The organism is Flavobacterium flavipigmentatum (assembly GCF_020911905.1).
In the GTDB taxonomy this organism is placed as follows: Bacteria; Bacteroidota; Bacteroidia; order Flavobacteriales; family Flavobacteriaceae; genus Flavobacterium; species Flavobacterium flavipigmentatum.
Map to the genome: position 1 here is coordinate 1,004,950 of NZ_CP087133.1, position 18,313 is coordinate 1,023,262.

19 protein-coding genes are annotated in these 18,313 nt (G+C 36.2%); 3 read left to right on the forward strand and 16 right to left on the reverse strand.

Annotated elements, in window-relative coordinates; genetic code table 11:
- Positions 1-46 precede the first annotated feature (46 nt).
- The 7 genes from trhO to LNP22_RS04785 all read right to left on the reverse strand — a co-directional run bounded on the left by trhO (position 47) and on the right by LNP22_RS04785 (position 7,809).
- A complete protein-coding gene (gene trhO / locus LNP22_RS04755) occupies positions 47-1,405 on the reverse strand; it encodes an oxygen-dependent tRNA uridine(34) hydroxylase TrhO (protein ID WP_229975570.1) in 1,359 nt (452 codons plus the stop codon).
- Between the two features lie 325 nt (positions 1,406-1,730).
- Positions 1,731-2,141 (reverse strand): BrxA/BrxB family bacilliredoxin, encoded by a 411-nt coding sequence (locus LNP22_RS04760; protein WP_229975571.1) that lies wholly within the window; start codon positions 2,139-2,141, stop codon positions 1,731-1,733.
- 174 nt (positions 2,142-2,315) lie between these two features.
- On the reverse strand, positions 2,316-3,524 hold the full coding sequence (locus LNP22_RS04765) for a lycopene cyclase family protein (protein ID WP_229975572.1): 1,209 nt from the start codon (positions 3,522-3,524) through the stop codon (positions 2,316-2,318).
- A gap of 18 nt (positions 3,525-3,542) precedes the next feature.
- The gene (locus LNP22_RS04770) at positions 3,543-4,007 is read right to left on the reverse strand and encodes a thioredoxin family protein (RefSeq protein WP_229975573.1); all 465 of its coding nucleotides are present in this window, start codon (positions 4,005-4,007) and stop codon (positions 3,543-3,545) included.
- A 147-nt stretch (positions 4,008-4,154) separates the two neighbouring features.
- Positions 4,155-6,419, reverse strand: a complete 2,265-nt coding sequence (locus LNP22_RS04775; protein WP_229975574.1) for a TonB-dependent receptor — start codon at positions 6,417-6,419, stop codon at positions 4,155-4,157.
- Between the two features lie 102 nt (positions 6,420-6,521).
- Entirely contained in the window at positions 6,522-7,436 is a 915-nt protein-coding gene (locus LNP22_RS04780) for an NAD(P)/FAD-dependent oxidoreductase (protein WP_229975575.1), read from the reverse strand.
- Positions 7,423-7,809 carry a MerC domain-containing protein gene (locus LNP22_RS04785; protein WP_229975576.1) on the reverse strand — a complete coding sequence of 129 codons (387 nt, stop codon included), beginning with the start codon at positions 7,807-7,809 and terminating at the stop codon, positions 7,423-7,425. Before LNP22_RS04785 ends, LNP22_RS04780 begins: the two co-directional genes overlap by 14 nt.
- 94 nt (positions 7,810-7,903) lie before the next feature.
- Here LNP22_RS04785 and LNP22_RS04790 point away from each other — a divergent pair, with 94 nt between their 5' ends.
- From LNP22_RS04790 to LNP22_RS04800, 3 genes are all read left to right on the forward strand, one after another.
- A complete protein-coding gene (locus LNP22_RS04790; protein ID WP_210666926.1) occupies positions 7,904-8,284 on the forward strand; it encodes a Fur family transcriptional regulator in 381 nt (126 codons plus the stop codon).
- A 77-nt stretch (positions 8,285-8,361) separates the two neighbouring features.
- Positions 8,362-10,230, forward strand: a complete 1,869-nt coding sequence (locus tag LNP22_RS04795; protein ID WP_229975577.1) for an Nramp family divalent metal transporter — start codon at positions 8,362-8,364, stop codon at positions 10,228-10,230.
- 96 nt (positions 10,231-10,326) lie between these two features.
- The gene (locus LNP22_RS04800; RefSeq protein ID WP_229975578.1) at positions 10,327-10,980 is read left to right on the forward strand and encodes a metal-dependent transcriptional regulator; all 654 of its coding nucleotides are present in this window, start codon (positions 10,327-10,329) and stop codon (positions 10,978-10,980) included.
- Between the two features lie 170 nt (positions 10,981-11,150).
- Here LNP22_RS04800 and LNP22_RS04805 read toward each other — a convergent pair whose 3' ends face one another.
- The 9 genes from LNP22_RS04805 to LNP22_RS04845 form a co-directional block, all read right to left on the reverse strand.
- Positions 11,151-11,552: a hypothetical protein gene (locus LNP22_RS04805; protein WP_229975579.1), complete on the reverse strand. Its 402-nt coding sequence runs from the start codon at positions 11,550-11,552 to the stop codon at positions 11,151-11,153.
- 69 nt (positions 11,553-11,621) lie between these two features.
- Positions 11,622-12,404, reverse strand: a complete 783-nt coding sequence (locus tag LNP22_RS04810) for an enoyl-CoA hydratase/isomerase family protein (RefSeq protein WP_229975580.1) — start codon at positions 12,402-12,404, stop codon at positions 11,622-11,624.
- A gap of 10 nt (positions 12,405-12,414) precedes the next feature.
- Entirely contained in the window at positions 12,415-13,830 is a 1,416-nt protein-coding gene (locus LNP22_RS04815; protein ID WP_229976353.1) for an ATP-binding protein, read from the reverse strand.
- A gap of 135 nt (positions 13,831-13,965) precedes the next feature.
- Positions 13,966-14,514, reverse strand: coding sequence for a CopD family protein (locus LNP22_RS04820; protein WP_229975581.1), 549 nt, complete (start codon positions 14,512-14,514; stop codon positions 13,966-13,968).
- 21 nt (positions 14,515-14,535) lie between these two features.
- Positions 14,536-15,555: a ferrochelatase gene (hemH, locus tag LNP22_RS04825; RefSeq protein WP_229975582.1), complete on the reverse strand. Its 1,020-nt coding sequence runs from the start codon at positions 15,553-15,555 to the stop codon at positions 14,536-14,538.
- Between the two features lie 99 nt (positions 15,556-15,654).
- Positions 15,655-16,524 (reverse strand): helix-turn-helix domain-containing protein, encoded by an 870-nt coding sequence (locus LNP22_RS04830; protein WP_210666933.1) that lies wholly within the window; start codon positions 16,522-16,524, stop codon positions 15,655-15,657.
- A 137-nt stretch (positions 16,525-16,661) separates the two neighbouring features.
- The gene (locus tag LNP22_RS04835; RefSeq protein WP_229975583.1) at positions 16,662-17,201 is read right to left on the reverse strand and encodes a YceI family protein; all 540 of its coding nucleotides are present in this window, start codon (positions 17,199-17,201) and stop codon (positions 16,662-16,664) included.
- An 88-nt stretch (positions 17,202-17,289) separates the two neighbouring features.
- Positions 17,290-17,829 (reverse strand): YceI family protein, encoded by a 540-nt coding sequence (locus LNP22_RS04840; protein WP_229975584.1) that lies wholly within the window; start codon positions 17,827-17,829, stop codon positions 17,290-17,292.
- A 19-nt stretch (positions 17,830-17,848) separates the two neighbouring features.
- Positions 17,849-18,214: a hypothetical protein gene (locus LNP22_RS04845; RefSeq protein ID WP_210666936.1), complete on the reverse strand. Its 366-nt coding sequence runs from the start codon at positions 18,212-18,214 to the stop codon at positions 17,849-17,851.
- Positions 18,215-18,313: the final 99 nt, after the last annotated feature.

Below are 18,313 nucleotides of genomic sequence, written 5' to 3' on the forward strand. Positions count from 1 at the left end.
GTTTGACACAAAATAGGTTTTCTTTAAATGAAAATTTTAGAAAAATTTATCCTAAAATCTTATAAATTTTATCAGACAACCTGATTCTGAAAGGCACTTCAAAAGTAACTTTATTGCCTGCTTTTGCTATTGTGTTTTCGGCTCCGTCAACAATCATTTTGTCTAAAACCAATTCCTGATTACCTGTAGTGGGTCCAGAAATTAAGATGGTATCACCAATGTTTAGCTCTTGATTTTCTATCGTAAACTGTCCCACTTGTGCTTTTACATAGTAATGTTCTGCTTTTCCAAGCAATACTTTTTTTACTTTTACTTTCTGACGAATATCAACTTGCTTCTCGGCTGATGCCAAAGCTGTATCGGCCAATTCTCCGGAATGTTTGAATTTTAAATTTTCTGATTTTCCTTTTCTAAAAACTTTGTTCCCAACTTGTTTTCCGGTTCTCAGTCTTACCTGATCTACCAAGGGCATGTGTATGATTTCTAAACATTCGCTAGAACAGCAATTTTCCATTGCCGATTTGCATTCATCACATTGAATAAATAACAAATGGCATCCGTCATTTTCGCAATTGGTATGATTGTCACAAGGTTTTCCGCATTGATGACATTGCGAAATAATATCTTCTGTGATTCTTTCGCCAAGACGATTATCAAATACAAAGTTTTTCCCGATGAACTTGCTTTCCAGACCTTCTTCTTTTAGCTGTTTGGCATAATTGATGATTCCGCCTTCTAACTGAAAAACATTTTTGAAACCCTGGTGTTTAAAATAAGCACTTGCTTTCTCGCAACGAATTCCGCCTGTGCAATACATGACCAGATTTTTGTCTTCTTTATGGTTTTGAAGCTGTTCATTGATTATAGGCAAACTCTCTCTAAAAGTTTCAACATCCGGAGTAATCGCGTTTTTAAAATGCCCTACTTCGCTCTCGTAATGATTTCTAAAATCGACTACAATCGTGTTTGGATCTTCGAGAATTTCATTGAATTCCTTGGCTTTCAGATGAACGCCTATATCGGTTACATCAAAAGTCTCATCGTTTAAACCATCGGCAACGATTTTGTCACGAACTTTAATGGTCAATTTTAAAAACGAGTGGTCGTCATGTTCTACCGCTTCATTCAAACGAATGCCTTTCATGAAATCATATACTTCAAGAGTGGCTCTAAAAACTTCCAGATTTTCTTCTGGAATACTCATTTGAGCATTTATACCTTCGTTGGCAACGTAAATTCGGCCTAAAGCATCGAGTTTGTTCCAGGCGATAAATAAATCATCGCGAAATTTTTTGGGATCTTGAATTTTGGCATACGCATAGAAAGACAACGTGAGTCGTTGTTTACCGGCTTCATCGATCATGATGGCTCTTTCTTCTGCGCTTAAAGTGTTATACAGTTGCATGCTATAAACAGTTTTTAAGTTTAGAAATTATTTTTTGAGGTGCAAAAGTAGCAAAAAAGGTTCGAAGTTGCAAAGACTTCTTCTAAGCCGCTAAGATTCTGAGTAGCTAAGGCGCTAAGGTTTTAGGATTTATTGTAAAGACTAAAGTTCTTAAGAATTTTAGTTTTTAGCCCAGATGGAAGCGGCATCCTTTTGTGCCGGGGTTCGGCACAAAAGATATAGCGGACAGCTGGATTGGCTTCAAATAAAAAAGACTGCCTAAATAAATAGACAGTCTTGTATAACTTAGAACCTTAGCTACTCAGAACCTCAGCACCTAAAAAAATTAACAATATTCGTTAAACGCATCTTGCAAATTCTCAGCGATTAATTCAGCTGGACGACCTTCGATGTGGTGACGCTCTAACATGTGAACCAATTCTCCGTTTTTGAACAAAGCCATAGAAGGCGATGATGGAGGAAAAGGAAACATGTGTTGTCTTGCAGCATCTACTGCTTCTTTGTCAACACCAGCAAAAACCGTGATTAAGTGATCTGGTTTTTTTGCTCCATCTAAACTCATTTTTGCTCCCGGACGTGCATTTCTTGCGGCACAACCACAAACAGAATTCACAACAACTAGCGTGGTGCCTTCGGCTTTGATTGCATTATCTACAGCTTCTGCACTATGTAAATCTTGAAAACCAGCTGTTGTTAACTCAGCCTCCATTGGTTTTACCATTTCTTGTGGATACATATTTTTATCTTTTAAATTTTTACTTTTGATTTGCAAAGTTACAAAGTTTACCCGCAACTACTTAATTTCAAGTATAAAGTTTTGTTATAATTCGATTGATAAATTATTGAATTTAAAATTGCACGCAGACACAACCCGAATTGTCATTCCGACAAAATAGACGCAAAACTTATTTCAAAACTTGTATGAAACTATTTTTTTTTTGAATAAAACTCGAAACAACGCTTTTATAAAAGGCATTTTCGGGCATTTTAAAATTACTTTCAGATCTTCCCACAAACTGGTTTCTTCGTCTAGAAATTTAAAAATTAGACTTGGATTTCCTTTTTTAAATAATGAAGAAAAAATAAGGCTTCCCAACTCATTATGACGGTACAAAACATCCAAAAGCAATAAATCATAATACCAAAATTTGTTTTTTTTATGAAAATCAGACATTTTAAGCGATCCTGATGGCATTAGAAGCGAGGCCGAAGGAGCAAGAAATGCCACCAATTGAGATGATTTTTTTTCTGAATTTTTAAAAGTGTAACCCGTACTTGCTTTTGTCCATCCGCCAGCAGTTCCTATATTTAATACTCTTTTGGTGTTTTTTTTCCAAAACGGATAGCAGGTCATCGGAATACTGCCTTGTTCTTTTTCTGTAATTTCAAACTGATCCGCACCTAAATTTTTTAAGTACATCTGAATTTCATTTTCGTATTCCTCTTTCGGAAGCAAATTTTCAGAAAACAACGTATATTCAACCAAAGCTTCGGTTTTTGAAGCGGGTAAAACATACATAAACCGCGTATTGCCTCTTTGTTCTACAGAAAAATCCATAAAAGTGGCCTGTTCCGGATCAAAAATTTCCTTCTCAGATTTTACAAACCATCCCACAAAATGTTGCTGCAAAACAGGATATTTTGTCTGATTGGCGACAAACTCTTTGGTGTAAATACTATTAAACAAATAATCACAAGTATATCTGTTTTCTTCGGTTCCGACAAAAACATGATTTTCTAATTCATTAATATCAGTCACTTTTTCGCGCAAAAAAACTACATTTTCCTGCTTTGAAAGAGCTTCAAAAACAAAATTGTAAAAATCCAATCCTCGAATTTGATTGTACTGATAAGGTTTCAAATCCAAATCAGATCTAAAATTTGCATTGGCAAACAAAGCCGAATCCCAATTCTTTAAAACAATCGAATTCCAAACTGTAGCATTTTCATTCCAAAAACACCAGGTTCTGTCGTTGGCTTCCTTTAGATTTTCATCTAATAATGCAATTGATTTATGAGAAAAATTGCCCGATTGCACCATTTTGTAAACAGTCATCAAAGCGGCCAAACCCGTTCCGGTAAAGATGTAATCGTAATGTTTGATTTGCGAAGAATTCATTTTCAAAAATAAGAAATTTTATTCTTTCAATTTTCCTAAAAGAAATTTAAAATCGCTTGCGCTAATAAAATTGTGATACTGCAGGATGATCTCGTTTTTATCGTTCATGACACATAAAGCAGGATAGACAAGCTGTTTGTCAGCGACTGCTAACTGAATAGCGAGTTCGTGAACACCAACATTATTGCCCGAAGGTTTGTAATAAAAAGTATGATTATTGAACGTAATATTGCGTTTTTCCTCGGCATTAAAATCTATGAAATAAAACTCCGAATTCAGTTTTTCGATGATTTCCTGATTTTTGAAGGTCGTGTTCTTCATTCGTTGACAAAACTGACACCAATCGGTGTGAATGAAAACAATTATTTTTCGCTTTTGAATGTGTTGCAAACTATCAATCGCTTCAAAGGTTCTACTTTTTAGCTGACAGAAAGCTGTTGAAGTTATTCCAAAAAAGAATAAAATTAGAAATAGCTTTTTCATTTGTTTAAAATTCTTTTGCCACCGATTTTAATGATTATAAAAAAAAATATTAAATCTGCGTGCTAATTATTTAATTCGTTTGAGATTCCTAAGGAATCTGAAACTGATGTGAAATCTTTTTTAATCCTTTAAATCTGTGGCAAAAAATTACCTCAAAGTATAACGCAACCCAAAAAACCCTCGAATCGTTTGATTTTGCCCGTACACATACGTCGTATCAAATGTTAAACCATAAGGATTTTCAGGTGTCACTAGTACTTTTCCAGCTGCATCGTATTGCACATTTTTATCGAAAGGATCATTGGCTCTCGAAATTAAAAACGGATTATTTTGCTTTGGAGTAAAGTTTAGCAAATTTTTGATTCCGCCGTAAAATTCAAAATCTTTCCAACCCAAATATGTCAACTGAATGTTCTGGATACTGTACCAGGGCGATTTCGGGCTTCTCGGATCGTATTCGTTCAACAAAGGCAGTTTCATCGGGCTGTAAACATTTCCGGTATAATCTAAAAGCAAATTCCAAGGTTCAATTTTATAAGAAACACTCCAGGTTCCGGTAAAATTTTCTGTTAAAAAAGGTTTTTCCGAAATTCCGTTTTCAACATTTTTATTGTCTAAAAGAGTTGCTCCGACAATCATCTTCAAACCTGCCGGAAAATTAACATCTACATTTGTACTAATTCCTTGGCTGATGGCGTGACCTTTGATGTTATCATATATAATTTTGTTGGGATCAGCCTCGTAATCCGAAATAATTTTATTGCTAAATCGAGTATAAAAAGCCGTAGTTTCAATTCCGATAAAAGTGCCGTTCTCGAAGTTTATTTTCTGAATGTAATTCAGATTAACGTTGATAGATTGTTCTGGCTTCAGATCATTCTCAATTACTACATCGCGAGAGCCAGTAAGGGCTGCGTGGTCTTCTGTAAATAAATTGACAACCCGAAAACCAGTTCCGGCATTCAACCTAAAAATCGCATTGTCGTTCTTTTTCCATCGATAAGCGACTCTCGGCGTGTAAATCGAACCATGAATCGAATTATAATCATAGCGCATTCCGAGTAAAACCTGATTTTTAGGATTGATGGTAATTTCATCCTGAACAAAAATCCCGGGTAGCCAGGTATTTTCGGCTTCTTTTGTGGCAGTTGTATTGTCGTTGTAATACGAATATCGATTGGCAATTCCGGCAAGGAAATCATTTTGACCAATCTTTTTATCCCAAGTCAATTGCAAAAAACCAATTTTCTGATTGGCGATATACGATGTAGTTCCGTAGCGACTATCCTGATAATGCACATTTCCGGAGAACGAAAGCATCACTTTTTCTTCAAACGGCAATTGATATGTTCCGATCAGCTCACCACGTTTGGTATAAATGCTTTCGCCGTAAATTTCATCGCCTCCGCGAAATTTTTTCTCCCAACGCGTATCGGCACCCCAACGATCTTCATACATTCCGCGGGCAGCGATCGTAAACAACCTGTTATTATCTCTCGAAAAATTCCATTTATTAAAAACCGAAATTCGTTCAGATAAAGTGACATCCGTAAAATTATCCTTGTCTTTATCGACAACCTGATCGTAATTAAAATAGTTCAAACCCAACAAAGACGTTGCTTTTTTTCCAATTTTAAACTTCATTCCCAAATCAAGATTACTTTCAAAATAAGTAGTTGTAAAATAATCTGCCGAAAAAATGGGCGCATTGACAGGGTTTTTGGTAATAATATTAATCAACCCGCCAACCGCCTCGCTGCCGTACAGAGAAGAAGCAGGACCTTTTACGATCTCAATGCGTTCGACCAAAGAATTCGGAATTCCCGACAAGCCGTAAACGGTCGAAAGACTACTCACTATTGGCATTCCGTCAATCAAAACCAAAGTGTATGGGCCTTCCAGACCATTTATATGAATATCGCCTGTGTTGCAAACCCCGCAATTAAGTTGTGGCCGCACGCCATTGATGTTTTGAAGCACTTCGTAAATACTGGCCGTTGGATTTTTTTTGAAGAAAACTGGCGAATACACCTCTACCGGAACAGCACTTTCCAACCTTTTTACAGCTTTTAAAGTTCCTGAAACCACGACTTCGTTAAGTTGATTTTGATTGTCCTTCAATTCAAATTCTAAAGAATTGCTTGGTGATGTAACCTCAATTTTCTTTTTTAAAGTTTGAAAACCCACTTTTGAAACTTGAACAGCATAATTGCCAACAGGAACATTTTCGATTAAAAAATAGCCCAAACTATCCGTAACCGCTTCCAATTCCGTATCCTGTACCTGCACATTTGCCCTGTAAACTTTCTTCCCTTCAGACGATACAAAGCCTGTAATTGTAGCTCTTTCTTGTGCAAAAGAAAATTGTAAACCAAACAATATCAATAACCAAATTGATTTTTTTATTTTCATAAAATTAAATTTAGACAAAACTAAAAATTAAATTTGACAAATAAAATTTTTGATGGTGAAAATTCACATTCCATTATATTTCAGTCAACTAAATCAAAAGTGCTACTTCATAAATTCTTCGTCAATGAGCTCTTTATTGATCATTGCACCCGCTAAAGAACCTGACGAAACTGCCATCGCCACGGCTCTCGCTGGATAACAATTATCGCCACTTGCAAACACTCCGGGAAGAGTGGTTTTTTGTAAATGATCTACTTTTAGCAATCCTTGCTCGGTCAATTCGCAGCCAAGAACGGCAGGCAAAAGACAATGTTGCTCAAAAGGCGGTCTGTGATAGACGGCTTTAACGCTTATTTTTTCTCTGTTTTTAAAGACGATACAATTGATATTACCTTTTTCGTGTTCAAAAGATTCAATTTCATCTTCGATAATTACAACTTTATTTTTGGCAAGAATTTGTATTTGTTCTGCCGTCAAAGTAGCTTTTCCGTTGGTACACAATCGTAAATCATTTGTCCAGTTGGCTATTAGTTTTGCATATTCAAAACCAGCTTCGCCATTTGCTATGATGGCTGTTTTTTCAGACTTCACTTCGTAACCATGACAATACGGGCAATGAATTACAGAAATCCCCCAGCACTCATCAAAACCTTCGATTTTGGGAAGCAAGTCTTTTACCCCTGTGGCAAACAATAGTTTTTTGGCGTAAAAAACCGCTCCTGATGCTGTGGTGATTTCAAATCCGTTCTCTGATACGATGGTCTTTGTGGCAAGCCCATTATAAAACTGAACAGTTTTGTAAAGCGCAACTTGTATTTTGGCTTTCGCCGAAATTACATTGGGTTTCTGACCATCGTGAGTAATAAAATTGTGCGAATGCGGGGTTTGCCTGTTACAAGCCAAACCGCTATCAATGACCAAAACTTGTCGCAAGGAACGACCTAAAGCCATCGCGGCAGAAAGCCCGCTATAACTACCGCCGATTATAATAACTTCAAAATGTTTACTTTGTATCATGCTTTTTTTCTTTATTAAATGGAGAAAATAGATTACTATGTGATTTATAGTTTAAAAAATGTCCAATGATCATTCCGATTCCTCCCCAATAAATAAGTTTTAGATGCACGTCAAAAAAAATTTCATACAAAATACTGATCAATATAGCAGTCATCGAAATAATCAGGACAGTAGCAACCAAAAGATTTGATTTTTTAATACTTTTGAGGATTGCAAACAAACCAATTGCGGCACAAGCCAAATCAATAAATGGATTGTGCGTTAGTCCTAAAGGCAGGACACTAAGAAGCGGAAAAATAAGACAGTGTACCAAGCAAATGGTTGCACTCGAAATTCCTAACAGATCATAAATAGGTACTACAGTTTTTCTCATTTTTAGTATATTTGCTTAATGCAATTTTGTTGCAAATATAGAGATTTTTTATCAATTGCAACTTTGTTGCGTTATATAATTTGAAAAAACATAAATGAAGATTACAAGAAACACCGTAGCAAAGACAGCCGTTCTAGAGATTTTCGGGAATTCAACAACGGCGCTTTCGCATACCGAAATTCAGAAGCAGCTGAACGAAGTTTGTGATCGCGTAACTACTTACAGAATACTTGACAGACTAATACAAGACGATATTATTCATAAAATAGTAGATCTTGACGGAACTGTAAAATACGCGAAATGCCGTCATGAGCATCGCGTACACATTCATAATCATGCCCATTTTAGTTGCGAAAATTGTCATGAAATAACATGCTTAGAAAATGTAAAACCGAGTTACCTTATTCCGCATAGCTATAAAGTAAAAGACATTAACTTTACGCTTTCAGGTTTGTGCCCAAAATGCTCATCCTAACAACATTTAGACTAGTCTAAAAATTTTATTAAACGAATACTATTTTTCTATATATTTGTTAAAACAATATTTTTACAATGACTAAATCTTTAGAAGAAGTTAACCAATCGGTTGCTACAGAGCATAAAAAAAAGGGATTCAGAAAAATATTAGCCTTTTTAGGACCCGCCTACTTAGTCAGTGTGGGTTATATGGATCCCGGAAACTGGGCCACAGATATTGCGGGCGGCAGTCAGTTTGGGTATTCTTTACTTTGGGTTTTGCTAATGAGCAACTTGATGGCGCTTTTGCTTCAAAGTTTGAGTGCACGTCTCGGAATCGTTACCCAACGTGACTTGGCACAGGCATCGAGAGAGACCTATTCTAAGTTTATCAACTATATTTTATACTTTTTGGCCGAAATCGCCATTGCAGCCTGCGACTTGGCCGAAGTTTTAGGAATGGCGATCGGAATCAACTTATTGTTTGACATTCCGCTTATCGAAGGCGTTTTGATCACCGTTTTAGACACTTTTTTATTGTTGTTTTTGATTAATAAAGGCATCCGAAAGATGGAGGCATTTATCATTGTACTCGTTGCCATCATTGGGTTTTCTTTTATTTTTGAAATGATTTTTGCAGAGCCGGAAATAGACAAAGTAATTTACGGATTAATTCCGTCGATCCCGAGTTCGGCTGCTTTGTATATCGCGATCGGCATCATCGGTGCGACCGTAATGCCGCACAACTTGTACCTACATTCTTCGTTGGTACAAACCCGAAAATTCGACAGGACTCCGGCGGGCATCAAACAAGCCTTAAAATACAATTTTATTGATTCTACCATTGCCCTAAATCTTGCTTTTTTTGTCAACGCTGCTATTCTAATTTTAGCAGCAGCCACATTTTACAAAAATGGCATGTTTGAAGTTGCCGAAATTCAGGACGCGCATCAGTTTCTGGAACCTTTATTAGGCACCAAATGGGCACCTATTTTATTTGCCGTAGCTTTAATCGCAGCAGGACAAAGCTCAACCATAACGGGAACACTGGCAGGACAAATTGTAATGGAAGGCTATTTGAATTTAAGAATTCAGCCTTGGGTACGACGCATCATTACCCGCTTGATCGCTATTGTACCAGCGGTGGTTGTAATCATGATTTATGGCGAAAGCGTAACCGGTAAATTATTGATTTTAAGCCAAGTAATCCTGAGCTTACAATTGGGTTTTGCGATTATTCCGTTGATACATTTTGTGAGCGACAAAACCAAAATGAAAGGTTTTCACATCTCCAGAACTACTCAATTTGCTGCCTGGACTATTGCTTTGATCATTGTTTCGTTGAATGCAAAATTGGTTTATGACGAGATTAATTCCTGGTTAGAAAGCTCCAGTAATCCTCTAATTCTTTGGTTTACGGTTGTCCCGCTTGCATTTGGATTTTTAGGTTTGTTGCTTTATATTGTTTTTAAACCTTTTATTGCTAGGGCAAAGTCGAATATCGAAAACCATTCACCTCATCATTTACAGTTAAATTTTACTTCGAAAGAAGTTTACACCAAGAAAAACATCGCTATTTCTGTCGATTTTTCTAATGCTGATGAAGCTGCGCTCAACAACGCCTTTGAATTGGGCGGAATCGAAGCGCAATACACTTTAATTCATATTGTAGAAACCGTTGGTGCATTAATTTACGGAGGCCATGTTGACGACCACGAAACCACTATTGACGAAAAATTATTATTAGAATATAAAGAAATACTTTCTCAAAAAGGCTTTAAGATCGAAACCGAACTTGGTTTTGGAAAACCTAACAGCGTGATTCCGAAAATAATAAACGAAGGCAATTTTGATATTTTAGTGATGGGAACTCACGGCCACACAGGCTTAAAAGACCTTTTATTTGGCACCACAGTTGACAAATTGAGACATAAAATTTCGATACCTTTGTTAATTGTTAAATAAAAGCTGCTAAGGCACTGAGTAACTAAGGTTCTAAGGTTTTCTTTAGCATCTTTAAACTCAGAACCCCAGCAACTAAGAACCTTACAACCTCAAGAAATGACTTTCTCAGAAGAAAACTATCTTAAAGCGATTTACCACCTTACGGCTTCGTCTGATACCGAAGTAAGCACCAATGCCATTGCCGAAATGATGGAAACCAAAGCATCCTCTGTTACGGATATGCTTAAAAAGTTATCCGAAAAAGACTTGATTAACTACAAAAAATACCAAGGCGTTTCTTTGACGGAAAACGGAAGATTGGCGGCAAAAATGATCGTTAGAAAACATCGTTTGTGGGAAGTTTTCTTGGTCGAAAAACTGAATTTTACTTGGGATGAAGTGCACGACATTGCAGAACAGTTAGAACACATCAAATCGGAGCAACTGATTAATCGCTTGGATGATTTTTTAGGAAATCCGACAGAAGACCCGCATGGCGACCCGATTCCCGATGCCAACGGACGTATTATAAAAGTTGAAAAACAATTGCTTTCTGAACTTACCGAGAATCAAACTGGTGTTTGTGTGGGGGTAAAAGACACGTCTTCAGAATTCTTGAAATACCTGGACAAGCAAGAAATTGCTTTGGGTTCCCGAATTGTATTTCTATCGAAAGAAACCTTCGATTTATCTGTAAAAATTAGTGTAGATGGCAGAGAATTGTCTATTTCGAATAAAATAGCGTCTAACTTGTTTGTGAAGTTGGTTTGAGAAATTCCACAGAGAGACACTAAGAATTTCACAGAGAGACACTAAGAATTTATTTTTAAATGACTTCTTTTGAAACCAACTCCGCTAGCCCCGATAGTAGTGGAAATCCTTTTGTGGCGGGGTTCGCCACAAAAGATTGCAACGTATAGCGGGAAACAGCTCCTGAAAAACTATACGATTCCTTTCTCGATCATTTCAATCATTACGGGCGAAGCATTTTTAAACGTTGGTGGCTGCTCGATAATACTGCCTGCGTTTTTCTTGTTGACTTTGAAAGTCAGATCATTATCGGTGGTGAATAAAAGTGCTGTCAGGAACGGATTCTTGATGTAGGTTCCCAACACCATCAAAGCTTCGTCTAAAGTATGAATGCTTTCGATTTCTTCGGTTTTGTAGCGCGTTGTTAGTGAGATTGAAAAGGTATTATCTTCGTTTAAAACCAAACGAAAATAGATGTTTTTGATTTCGGTGTCACCAATAGTTTTGGCGAGTGTAAGTTTGGCAAAAGTGCCACTTTGAATACTTTCTTTAACGCGTTGGCAAAAGAGAGCAAATATAGGTTCGTAAGACATGATGTTTTGCGAGTCGAAAAACGACTAATTTACTATTTATCTGATTTTTATATTATTGAATATAAAGTTTTACTTTCCGGTAAATTCGGCTTTTCTTTTTTCTAAAAAAGCAGTAGTTCCTTCTTTAAAATCCTTAGTTCCGAAACATTTTCCGAATGATTTGATTTCGGTTTCAAAACCGTCTTTGCCGTCTTTGTAATTGGCATTTATCGCTTTTATCGCTTTGTTGATAGCGTAAGGTGCATTTTTGATGATTTTTTGAGCGATTCCGGAAGTAAACGCCAAAAGTTCTGCTTGCGGCACCACATGATTGACCAAACCGTATTGTTTTGCTTCTTCGGCGGAAATCATGGCTGCGGTCATGATTATCTCCATCGCACGGCCTTTACCCACCAATTGCGGTAAACGCTGTGTTCCTCCGTAACCCGGAATTAACCCTAGAGAAACTTCTGGAAGCCCCATTTTGGCATTGTCGGATGCAATTCTAAAATGACACGACATGGCCAACTCCAGTCCACCACCCAATGCAAAACCGTTTACGGCTGCAATGACAGGTTTCTTTAAATTTTCGATCAAGTTGAATAATGATTCTTGTCCTTCAGCGGCCAATTGAGCCCCTTCGACAATAGTATAATTTGCAAATTCTGAAATATCAGCGCCAGCTACAAACGCTTTTTCGCCAGTTCCTGTCAAAACAATAACACGAACGTCCTCATTTTTTGCTAATATTTGGATGGCTTTGCTCAGGTCATTAATCGTTGCTTTGTTTAAGGCATTAAGTTTTGTGGGACGATTAATAGTTACGGTGGCTATTTTTTCTTCGATCGCTATTAAAAGATTTTCGTAGTTCATGATAATGGTTTTATGAGTTTGTAATGGGTAGGGAAACCGTAAAAGTGGTTCCTTTTCCGTAAGTTGATTCAAAGGTAATTGTTCCTTTATAATTTTCGATGATGTTTTTAATAATTCCGAGTCCTAAACCCATTCCGCTGGTTTTAGTTGTAAATTTTGGTTCGAAAATCCGCCCAATATCCTGCTTCTGGATTCCGATTCCGTTGTCTTTTACGGCAATTTCAACATTATTATTACGTCTTTTTACGGTCACGACAATTGATTTATGAAATTGGCTTTCCGGAATTGCCTGTGTGGCATTTTTAACCAAGTTGGTAATCACACGAATCAGTTGCGTACGATCCATTTTAGAAATAATTTCTTCTTCCTGACTTTCAAAAACAATATAATCTTCATTAAAAATATCCAAAGAAAGTTCTACAACTTCGACCACATTTAAGGTCTCGTTTTGCTGCGCTGGCATAGAAGCAAAATTAGAAAACGCCGAAGCCACTGCGCTCATCGTATCAATTTGCTGAATTAAGGTTTCGGAGTAATCATTCATTTTTTGCTTGACATCCGGCAAGGTGGGGTCAAACTTGCGTTGAAAACTCTGTACCGTCAAGCGCATGGGAGTAAGCGGGTTTTTGATCTCGTGCGCAACCTGTTTTGCCATTTCGCGCCAAGCTTCTTCGCGCTCGCTTTGTGCCAATTTGATGGCACTGGTCTCTAACTTATCGACCATTCCGTTGTAGGCTTTTATCAAAAAGTTGACTTCTTTACTATTGGCTTCCAAAACAATTTTTTCGTTTTTCTGGTCTAAATTGGTTTCTTCCAATCGGTCTGAAATGGTTTTTAACGATTTGGTAATGTAAGTAGATAGAAAATAAGCCAAAGCAAAAGCAACTACCAACATAAAAGAGTAAACTTGACTCAAACGAATTAAAAAAGTGTTCAATTCATTATCATAATAACCATCGTCCTCAAGATAAGGCAGGTTTAAGACTCCCAAAGGTTTGAATTTCTCGTCTTTTATCAAACTGTACGACGAGCGATTTTTAACTCCGTCGATGGTTTTAATATCTACAAAACGCTTTTCGATAGACGAACGAACCAATTTTAGGATATATTCGGGAATAGGCGGCGCGACTTTATCAACGGCGAAAGACTCCTTAGACGATTTTAGTAATTTTCCGTTAAGGCTGTAAATATTGATTTCGATATTGTGAATTTGTGCTAACTCGTGGATTTTATCTTTGAAAATTAAATCTAAATTCCCCGTTTTCAGCGGATAAGTAGTAGTCGCCAGCACGTAATTAATGTGTTCTTTTACGGCATTTTCTTTGCGCTCTAAACGTTCCTGATGGTATTCTTTGGCTTCATTTTTAAATTGAATAATCGAAATAGAAGCCATTAAAAAAGAAGCCACAACAATCAATACAATCATCGAAAGGAAAATCCTAACACGAAGCGAAAGCATCGACATTTTGAAGTTGTTGAACATAGGTGTTGTTTTTTTAGTTTCAGGTCTCAGGTTGCTGATTGCGACAACAACCTAAAACTTTAAACCTGAAACTTTAAACTATTTTTTCTCGCGTATTCTTTTATAAAATCGGAATCCTAACATTATTAAAATCGAGAATAAAAAGATTCCGATTACGCCATAAATCCAGTTGAAGGCATTTTTTAGAACAACCAAAAAAACCACTGCAAAAAGTATAATGGTCGCTCCTTCATTCCATAAACGCATAAAATTAGTAGAATATTTCACTTCATTGTTTTGAAGCTGTTTAAAAATCTGATGGCATTTTAAGTGATACAAATACAACAAAAAAACAAAACACAGTTTTACGTGCATCCACGGCATTTTAAGCCAAGCGTTTCCTAAATCGGTAAAAAACAACATCCAAAAAGCAAAAATACTGGCTAAAATTGCCGAAGGCCAAGTGATAATATACCACAAACGATACGACATAATTTTGAATTGTGCCTGCAAAATTTCCTTTTCAGGAGAAGGTTTGGCATTGGCTTCTATTTGATAAACGAACAATCGCACGATATAAAACAATCCTGCAAACCAAGTGATTACAAAGATAAGATGCAACGATTTTAAGTAATTGTAATATTCCATTTATGTCGTTTTCTTTTTATTTTATTTTTTTTCAACCCAATCATTAATCCAGACACCTACTGTTTTACACCAGTCGTCACTATCATTTAAACAAGGAATAGCTTTGAAGTTTTCTCCTCCATGCTCTTTAAATTCATGATTGGCTTCCATGGCAATTTCTTCCAAAGTTTCCAAACAATCCGATACAAATGCTGGCGTTACCACTGCCAAGTTCTTAATTCCTTTTTCAGGCATTTTATTCACTTCTACATCTGTGTAAGGTGTTAACCATTTGTCTCCCGCCAGTCGTGACTGAAAAGTCTGGCTGTATTTTCCTTCTGGAATACCCAATAATTTTACAACCTGTTTGGTAGTTTCGTAACATTGGTGACGGTAACAAAATTCGTGTGCTGGTGAAGGTGTATTGCAACAAGAACCATCAATTTTACAATGCGATTTTGTGATATCTGTTTTACGAATATGACGCTCTGGGATTCCGTGATACGAGAATAATAAATGATCGTAATCGTAGCCTTCTAAATGACCTTTGATAGAATCGGCAAGATTTTGCAGATAATCTGGTTTGTTATAAAATGCAGGAACAATTGTAAATTTCATTTCAGGAAAATGTTTTTTACGCAATTCTTCTGCCAGTTCTAATATGGTAGTTGTAGACGCCATAGCATGTTGCGGGTACAAAGGAAAAAGCAACACTTCATTCACGCCTTTATCATGCAATTCCTGTAAACCAGACAATAACGAAGGATTTCCGTAACGCATGGCCAGAGCAACTGGAACCTCTACTAATTTTTGTACTTTACTGTGCATCCTTTTAGAAATAACAACAAGAGGAGAACCTTCGTCCCACCAGATTTTAGCATAAGCAGCGGCCGATTTTTTAGGTCTTGTTTGCAAAATAATACCGCGAACTAATAATGCTCGCAACAAAAACGGAACATCAATCACGTATTTGTCCATTAAAAATTCATCTAAATATGGTTTTACATCTTTGGGAGTTGGACTTTCCGGAGAACCTAAATTTACTAATAATACACCTTTCATGTTATCTTTTTTTATTCAAACAAAAGTACTTAAACCTACTTTTTTTCAAATTGTGATTAACTATTTTTTATTTATTGTTTAATATCTGAAATCGATTCTTTACTGAATGTTTGGATTGATCGACATCAAATATTTTTTTGGAGTTGTGGCAAACTTTTTCTTAAAGGCTGCGATAAAGTGACTTCCGGTGCTATAACCAATTTTCAAGCCTACTTCGTTAACATTATAAGATCCGCTGTCAAGTAATTTTCGGGCAAAATCCATTTTATAATCAAACAAAAAACCATAAACCGTGTCGCCATAAATTTGCTTAAAACCCATTTTTAGTTTTTTCAAATTCAGGCCCACCTGATCAGAAAGTTCCTGTAATCCAGGTGGTTCGGCCATGTTGGCTATGATAATTTCTTTGGCTTTTTTAATTTTCAATACATTTTCTTCATCCACCAAAAAAGGACATTGCTCTGCATCAGGATCTTCATTTCGATTAAAAAAAAGACTCAGCAACTCGTATCCTTTTCCTTTGTAATACAGATTTTTTATGGATGGATTAAGATTGTAATGAAACATTTGGTTCAGAACAATCGCCATTGACGGACTAATATCGCTCTCGTTATAATACTTTTTTTCTTGATTTTCTTTGCTCAAAAAAGGAATATGTTCTGCATCGTCTGTAAACAATCCATGAAATTTTCTAATGGAAACGAATATTGAAATCAACCAGGATTTTGGCGCAATTTCTACGTTTAGAGGCAATTCTTTTTCGGTATTGTAAAACAATAATGCTTTTTCTCCTTTGAGATTGAGCACATAATTACGTTGGTTAAAAATGAAGTTGGCACTTCCTTTTAACCCGAAATGAAATTGTATCAACCCCAATTGAACGGGACGTTGAAAGGTCAAAACCTCATCAGTATTATTTTGAAAACGAATTAAAATAAAATCATCGTCAATTTTTATTTCTTCTTCCATTTTTTTGATTTCCTTTATTCAACTTAAAAATAACGTCTTTTGGTGAAACGCCAGATTTGGTCTTTCAAAATTAAATCTTTTTGATGGTTTATTCTTTACTTCGCCTTAAAATTATAAAATGTTTATTGTTTAGCACCTTATTTCAAGACCGCATTGAGCTGAACATTGATTTTATTAGACACTTTGTTTTTGACTACCGAAGGTATAGCAATGTTAAAATCGCTTGCATTTACGGAGAAATTAGACAACATATTGATTCCCCCCGACGATTTACTCATTTTTATTACCGTTTTGATGGCCACTGTTTTTCCGTGAAGTTCAAGTTTTCCATTAACCGTAAAATCTTTTGGCGTCGCGGTTAGGCTGTTGCTGTCAAAATTTTCTAACTTTCCTTTAAAAGTAGCTTTCGGATATTGATCACTTTCGATATAATTTTCGTTAAAATGCTCTTCCATCAGCGCTACTTTAAACCGAAATCCTTTTACTAAAGCCAAACTTGCTATTTCTCCCGTTGCAGGATTCAAAACTACAGTAACACTTTTGTTCGTCGCCTTTACTTCTTCAAAAGAAGGAACAGAAGCTTCAAAAGTGATAATTCCTGATTTACAAACTAGCTTTTCCTGAGCAATCGCCCAATTAGAGAATGCTAAAATGGCTATTACGATGATTTTTTTCATATCATTTGCTTTTAAAATTATTATTTCGAAAAGATTTTACAACTTTTTAGATCAAACTTGGTCTTTCAAACTTTCTTTTTAATGCCCTTTATTTTAAAACAGCAATAATCTGAATATTGACTTTATTGTCTAATTTATACTTAATAAGTGCCGGAATTGGTATGCCATAATCATCTGCGTTGACAGAGAAATCGGTTAAAATAGTAATTCGAGGACCTGATTTGGTAATTTTTGCATTTACACTAACGTCTTTGGTTTTGCCATGAAGTTCTAATTTTCCTTTGATGATAAAATCTTTATAACCTTCTGTCAGACTGTTGGCGTCAAAATCTTGTATTTGTCCTCTAAACACTGCTTTTGGATAAGTATTCGTTTCCATATAATTTTCATTAAAATGTTCTTCCATCAAAGCGATTTCAAAACGAAAACCTTTCATCATGGCCAAACTTGCAATTTCTCCTGTTCTTCTATTCAGAACAAAAGTGACATTAGTATTGGTTCCCTTAACGGGCTGAAAAGAAGGCACAGATGCTTCAACCGATATTGTTGCCGTTTTGGTGATCAGTTTCTCTTGCGAAAAAACGATCAGAGACACCAATAACATGGTGATAAGTAATATTTTTTTCATAGTATTTTTTGCCGGATTGTTATTCTAACAATCCGTCCTGCTGCCATTTTAAGATGATATCGATTGTGGTCTGAGGCAATCTTGGCCCTCCTTGTGGCATCAATAAACTGTTGCCGTTTTCTAATGAAATTCTGTTTAACAACCCACGGTTTTGAACAGCACTTTTTACTTGATCGTACGTAACTAAAGACATTGGAGCTCCATTTCTTGGTGTTGCCGCGTGGCAGGAAATACAATTATTGTCGATAATAGATTTTACGTTTTGATTGTAGGTTACTGCTCCAGAAATTGGAGTGTCTTCCATCAAAGTATCAGGGTTGTCATCACTGCATCCTATTAATAAAGTAGCGAATGCCAAAACAGAGAAAAGGTTTTTCGGTTTCATAATAATTGATTTTTAATTTAAAAAAATGTTTTCACAACTCTGCAGAATTATAAAAACAACTCACTGATTTCATATACGGTATAATGTTCATTCTAGTTT